General features: G+C 58.1%; 9 protein-coding genes. 3 read left to right on the top strand and 6 right to left on the bottom strand.

Annotated features, from left to right (window positions below; translation table 11 throughout):
• Nucleotides 1-86: 86 nt before the first annotated feature.
• From AC1RP7_RS27205 to AC1RP7_RS27190, 4 genes are all read right to left on the bottom strand, one after another.
• Complete coding sequence (locus tag AC1RP7_RS27205) at nt 87-524, bottom strand: DUF3995 domain-containing protein (protein ID WP_090456439.1); 438 nt, start codon at nt 522-524, stop codon at nt 87-89.
• A 118-nt stretch (nt 525-642) separates the two neighbouring features.
• A complete protein-coding gene (locus AC1RP7_RS27200; protein WP_493183240.1) occupies nt 643-1,656 on the bottom strand; it encodes an ABC transporter substrate-binding protein in 1,014 nt (337 codons plus the stop codon).
• Between the two features lie 118 nt (nt 1,657-1,774).
• On the bottom strand, nt 1,775-1,978 hold the full coding sequence (locus tag AC1RP7_RS27195) for a hypothetical protein (protein ID WP_218496362.1): 204 nt from the start codon (nt 1,976-1,978) through the stop codon (nt 1,775-1,777).
• Nucleotides 1,978-2,448 carry a hypothetical protein gene (locus tag AC1RP7_RS27190; protein ID WP_007986246.1) on the bottom strand — a complete coding sequence of 157 codons (471 nt, stop codon included), beginning with the start codon at nt 2,446-2,448 and terminating at the stop codon, nt 1,978-1,980. The genes AC1RP7_RS27195 and AC1RP7_RS27190 overlap by 1 nt, the downstream gene beginning before the upstream one ends.
• Before the next feature lie 412 nt (nt 2,449-2,860).
• On the opposite strand from AC1RP7_RS27190, the gene AC1RP7_RS27185 reads away from it, so the two are divergent.
• The 3 genes from AC1RP7_RS27185 (at nt 2,861) to AC1RP7_RS27175 (ending at nt 3,866) form a co-directional block, all read left to right on the top strand.
• Nucleotides 2,861-3,109: a hypothetical protein gene (locus AC1RP7_RS27185; protein WP_090456444.1), complete on the top strand. Its 249-nt coding sequence runs from the start codon at nt 2,861-2,863 to the stop codon at nt 3,107-3,109.
• A 160-nt stretch (nt 3,110-3,269) separates the two neighbouring features.
• On the top strand, nt 3,270-3,500 hold the full coding sequence (locus AC1RP7_RS27180) for a hypothetical protein (RefSeq protein WP_007973761.1): 231 nt from the start codon (nt 3,270-3,272) through the stop codon (nt 3,498-3,500).
• Nucleotides 3,501-3,629: 129 nt separating this feature from the next.
• Nucleotides 3,630-3,866, top strand: coding sequence for a DUF2789 domain-containing protein (locus AC1RP7_RS27175; protein WP_007973758.1), 237 nt, complete (start codon nt 3,630-3,632; stop codon nt 3,864-3,866).
• A gap of 5 nt (nt 3,867-3,871) precedes the next feature.
• Here AC1RP7_RS27175 and AC1RP7_RS27170 read toward each other — a convergent pair whose 3' ends face one another.
• Both AC1RP7_RS27170 and AC1RP7_RS27165 read right to left on the bottom strand, forming a co-directional pair.
• On the bottom strand, nt 3,872-4,075 hold the full coding sequence (locus tag AC1RP7_RS27170; protein ID WP_150815150.1) for a hypothetical protein: 204 nt from the start codon (nt 4,073-4,075) through the stop codon (nt 3,872-3,874).
• Between the two features lie 127 nt (nt 4,076-4,202).
• Complete coding sequence (locus AC1RP7_RS27165; RefSeq protein WP_493183268.1) at nt 4,203-5,426, bottom strand: methyl-accepting chemotaxis protein; 1,224 nt, start codon at nt 5,424-5,426, stop codon at nt 4,203-4,205.
• Nucleotides 5,427-6,000: the final 574 nt, after the last annotated feature.

Below are 6,000 nucleotides of genomic sequence, written 5' to 3'. Positions count from 1 at the left end.
CGCTCCCACAGGGTTCACCGCAATCCCTGTGGGAGCGAGCTTGCTCGCGATGAGGCCATTATTTTCGCTACAGAAACGTCGCTTGATCAGACCCAGGCCACCGCCAACAACCCCGCCCCCAGCACCACACACAACGGCGAGTAAACCCAGGTGTCGAGCCGGGCAAATTTCGAGCCTTTGACCTCTTTGAAAAAGCCCACCAGATCCGAATCGCCAATGGCCCGGGCAAACAGCAAGATCGCAATCGCACTGAGCACCCACTGCAACGACCAGTGATGCAAGGGTGGCAGGCACCAACCCACCCGCAAGCACACCAACACGGCAATCAACAGCAACAGCCCGGCCACCACCAGCGTGATCCAGCCTCGCGGTTTAAACGCCGGTCGCAGTTGCGCGCTGCCCGCCTGCGGTACTTGCGGGACCGCCGCCACCGCCGCCCACTCGCCACCCAACGCCCAATACACATGCACCAGACTGATCGCGGCGAAGATCGTCACCAGCGATTGAGCCAACACCAGGGTCATGGTTCAGAGATCCTTGAAAGGGAAATGAACTGAACATTGTAGGAGCTACCGCAGGCTGCGATGTTTTGATTTTGCATTTCCATGACAAAGATCAAAAGATCCCGACCTGCGGCAGCGCCTACAGGGTGGCGGAGACTTTATCCGCCACGTCCTTGGGCAGCCAGGCCCGCCAGACGTCCGGATGGGCCTTCATGAACGCCTCTGCCGCCTGGCGCGGCGGTGTATGTTTCTCGCTCATCTCGGCCAGGGCCTTGTTCAGCGGGTCGATCGGAAAGTCGACCTTGGCAAAGAACTCGGCAATCTGCGGATATTGCTTCTGGAAGGGGGTGGACACACCGATCGACAGCTTGGAGGCCAGGGAACGGGTCGGCTTAGGATTGGGGTTGTCGGCGTCGGTCAGGGTCTTCCAGGCTTCGGCGTCGAACGGTGGCTCTTCGAGTTGAATCAGCTTGAAGCGGCCGAGCAACGGCGTGGGCGACCAGTAGTAAAACAGCACCGGCTTGCCACGATGAATGGACGAACTGATCTCCGCATCCAGTGCCGCCCCCGAACCGCTGCGGAAATTCACGTAGCTGTCTTCCAGCCCATACGCCTTGAGCTTCTGCTTGTTGACCACTTCCGAGGTCCAGCCGATAGGGCTGTTGAGGAAACGTCCCTTGGTCGGGGCTTCCGGATCCTTGAACACGTCTTTGTAACGCGGCAGGTCGCTGACACTGCGCAGGTCCGGCGCCAGCGGCTTGATGCCCTTGGCCGGGTCGCCCTTGATCACATATTCCGGCACCCACCAGCCTTCGGTAGCCCCCTTGACCGTATCGCCGAGGCTGACGACCTTGCCTTCGGCTTCCGCCTTGACCCACACCGGGCTGCGACCGGCCCACTCTTCGCCAATGACCTGGATGTCATTGTTGGCCAGCGCGGTTTCCAGAGTGATGGTGGTGCCCGGCAACGTATCGGTCGGCAGCCCGTAGCCCTTCTCGACAATAATGCGCAGGACATCGGTAATCAGGCTGCCGCTTTCCCAGTTCAGGTCGGCAAAGTGGATCGGCGCCTGGGCGGCAGACACCGGAGCGGGCGTCGCCAGCAAACCGAAAGTGGCCAGGACCGCAGCCAGCAACCGTCGAAATCCGTTCATGCTTTTGCACCTCGTGCTGTTCACAGCAATAGCAGGGTGGCCTGGCAGCAGACCGCGAAGCCTCTGAATACTCAGTTCATTGACTGTAGTAGAGGTTCCCGTTTTCGAGGTGCGTGGATCAGTTTTCGGAAATTTCCTGCAAACGCATCAGCTCTCGCCTGACCATGCTGGCGTATTCCGCCGGTTGCAGTTGATAAAGCTGTGACGCCACCCAATTCAGCCAGGCTCCCTGCAGAATGGTCTTCTGCCCGAACAGCCGCCGCGCTTCGTCTTGAGCACTGGCCAGGTTCTGTTCGTGGAAATCGGCGCGGGTCAGGATCATCACTCGCTGGCCTTGAAGGTCACCAGCTCGCCCTTGCGCCACTTGGCCGCTTTGGCGGTCACGGCCTTGAGGGTCTTGGTCAGGCCTTCCTGCAACTGTTGATGGGCAGCGAACACCATCACCACGCTGTGACCTTCCTTGAACACGATCCCCTGACCGTCGGCTGTGGTCACGAAGGCGTAATCGCCTATTCCGTAGACCGTCAGCTTGATGTCGCGGAACTTGATGTCCAGCTTGCCACCTTCACGGCTGGGCAGCACGGACGCGCTGAAATGATCGCCGACCTTGAGCTTGAGTCCGGGCTTGTCGTCCACAACCAGGGCTGACTCGGTATCGATTTCGGCAATGTAAATGCCTTCTGCGTTCTGTTCGGTGATGTAAACGAAACGTGACTGAAACTGCTTGACCAGCTTTGCACGCAAATCACCCAGCACGAACAAAGCATGCATATCGAGATTACTTACTGCCAAGGAAACATCCCCACATCTGAATAATGGTGCCGTGCGCGAAAAATGAACGCACAGCCAAAAAAGCGGCAATGCCGAAGGTGTAGCCAAAGAACCCGGGTTGAGGTCCTGAATGAGCAGTGCACTCATTCATCACGAAGCTTGAGAAGACTACTGGAACGTCACTCACGTCGTCCTGACTGGCGTTCGTCACAGGTTGAAGGAAAACACCCTTCCTGCTGCCAGAAAATTATGGACTATCAACTTCGGGGAAAAATCTCATCAAGAAAAAAACTTTTCCTACATATCGTCCGCAAAAAATTGCTTTAGATAAACGTCATTCACCCACCAGTGAGGGTGATTCTAGAGCAGCGATGCTCTTGGAGACTAGCCAAAACGACGTACATACGTCGGTAAACAATGAAAAGGACTTCATATGTGCACGCTGACCCACTTTGCCTATCCCTTGGTGCCTGACTCGAAAACAGCACCAACCCCGCACCCGACACGGTTCTGCCTCCATGAACCAGCTCCCGATGCCTCGACCCGCCCGCGATTTCAAGTGGTAATGGCGGGCATTGCCTTCTTTCACATCAAGGATATTTCTACAGGCTGCGTAAGAGGTTTCCGAGCCAATCATAACGAAGCCTGTGCCCTCGCCCGGTTTCTTGAATCACACGGTTGACTAGCCCACCGCACTCACTTCCATCGACGTTTCGTCTGCCCGTCGACTTATCTCAGCCGTCGACGGGCAACTACTGCCATACTGCCCGCCCAATAAAACGGATCCGCAGAAAATCGGGTGCGTTGACAACAACAATGTATTTCCAAGGGAAGTCGGCAACGTGACGGAATTTGATATCGGCGAGTTTTTTATCCGGGGTGAAGCCAGAGAAGTCGAAGGTGAATTCCAGGCCGTGATTGTCATGCGGGCCAAACCACCGCTCAAGACCGTGACGTATCACCAGGTCGAAAAGGATCGCTGGTTCAAAACCCCGGATGTCGCCGCCATCGCGGCCCAGGAATCGGCCAGGGAACTCAAGGCCGCGGTCGATGCGGGCGCATTGAAAGCCTGATGGTCGGGTTGGCGGTCTATGCTCATTGTTGCACTTGAACATTGCGATCGAACTCCACCGGTGCGGCGCCCTCGAATCCAGGGTGCGCCTCGTCCCTCGACCCGACCGATGACCTGCAAGGAGATGAAGATGGAATCACCGACCCATGACTTGAAAGGCCTGTTCGACCAACTCGGCCTGGACTCCAGCCAGAAAGCGATCGACGACTTCATTGCCGGCCATTCCCTGCCTGACGACAAGAAACTCATCGACGCCGAGTTCTGGTCACCGCAACAGGCCGGCTTCCTCAAGGAACAACTGCGCGAAGACGCTGACTGGGCGCGGGTGGTCGACGACCTGAACCTGCGCATGCACCAGACCCACTGACAACTTCAATGCAGGCTGCCAGGACTTTCGGCGCTCAATTGCGCCAGCCAGGCAGCCTTGCACTCCTCCGCTTCGTCGCGACTGGAGAACGCCGTGCCCCGGCGCTCGCCATTGAGCAACACTACCCAGCAAACCTTGCGTCCCATGGAACGAAGACTGGCAGGTACTCCGCTGCCGATCATGACCGCGACATCAACTTTGCCTTGCATGCTGCCCCCGAACTTCATTAGCAACCTAATTAGTAGATATGTTAATTAGTTTTTCAGCGAGGAAACAGCAAAACCCTGCACAGGTTAATTGCAGAATTTGCAACAATCACCCGGCAGCACGGCGTTTCTAGCGCGGTTTTTCCGGTTTGTAACCCAGGCGCAGACCACCCCAATGCCGGCCCTTGAGCATGATCGGCACCGAAAGATCGTGCATCAACTCTCCGGTATCACGGGTATAGGTTTGCAGCAGTACGGCCTTCTGATGGCTGCCGCAGCGGATCCCGGTGCGGTCAGCGAATTTGCGTTTGGTCCGGTTCTGCAAGGCATCGACCTGCGCGTCCCCCGTCAGCGGCTGGCTGAACACCTTGTTATGGGTCGGCACATAACCCTGTTGGGTGCAGGCGATGGCGAACACCAATCCTTCGTGACGCGGTAACAACGGTTCTTGAATCGCTGGCAAAACCTGATCGGTGTAACGGTCGAAACGCGTCTGGTACTTGGCCGGGCTGGTGTCGGGGATGACCTGGTAATTACGGTCGAACAGATCGTCGAGACTGATTCGACCGGCATCGATATCCGCTTCGAAACGCGCTGCAATCTGGCTCGCGGCGTCTCGGGCCAGGTCATAGATCCGCTGGTGATAGTCATCCAGCCCCACTTCGGCAAGACGCTCACTGATGGTTTCGGCCTGCCCTTCCATTTGCACCGCCGCATGGGCCAGGCGCTGAGTCTGCTGGTCGCTGATCACCAGATCGATGCGCATCTGTTCGATGGCGTGAAACAGGCTGTCGAGTTGTTCGCGGTTGGTGTCTGCCCCTTGGGCGATCTCCCCGACCTGGGACTCGACACTGGCCGCGAGACGGGCAATGTTCTCCAGATGTTGCCCCGTCCGCTCTACCTGCTCCACACCGGAGTCAAGGTCGCTGGACAGCTGGCGGATCTGCTCCACCACCTGCGCCGTGCGATGCTGGATGTCGGCCACCATCTCGCCCACCTCCCCCGTGGCGGTTGCCGTGCGTGCGGCGAGCCCGCGAACCTCGTCGGCCACCACTGCAAACCCGCGACCGTGCTCCCCTGCCCGCGCCGCTTCTATCGCAGCGTTCAATGCCAGCAGATTGGTCTGGCTGGCGATGGATTGAATCACCAGGGTCACCCGCTGGATATCATCGCTGCGCAGGCTCAAGGCTTCGATCAGTTCACGGCTGTTGCTGGCGCGCTGGCTGAGCTGATGCATACGCGAAATGGACTCGATCAATTCCGTACGCCCGACCACTCCGCTTTGATGAGCCTCGCTGGCGGCACTGAGCGCCTGGCGACTGAGGGTCGAGGTGGCCTGTTCGGTGGTGATCATGACCTCGGCATTGCTGACGATCTGTGCCGCCGACGTGAGCTGCGATTGCAGTTTGTCCGCCAGTTGCCGAACCGAAAACGCCACACCGGCGGCCGACAGTGCGTTATGGCTGGTGGTGCAGGAAAGATCGCGAGTCAACGCGCCGATGGCATCGGGGTTGTCGGGGCAAGCCGCCTGCGGGGTCGCGCGCGAACGCAAACGAGGCAGCCAGATAATCAATATGGCCAGGGGCAGGCCAAGGTAGAGCGACCCGTCGCCCAGTGTCATGCCACTTAACAACAGCATCAGGGCGATGCTTTGCAGCGTTGGCGTCAGCCAGCGGTTTTTCGGCAACAGCACCGGTGCGGGCACTGCCGCAACCAGAGACCCGTCTTGCGTCATCATCGTCACCCCGTAAAGCTTCTAATTGTTGTCTTCGCATTAAACGCCACCATAAAGCCATTATCCATGAGCCTTTAGTCGCGAACGTTGCAGCAGATCAATAGAAGAACCGGGAAATCGAAGACGGCAGAAAACAAAGATCGCAGCCTGCAACAGCGCCCTACTTCAATTGCGTAGGAGCTGCCGCAGGCTG

It is taken from the genome of Pseudomonas sp. GW822-FHT01E03 (assembly GCF_058802985.1).
This window is presented reverse-complemented; position numbering and strand designations above follow the sequence as displayed.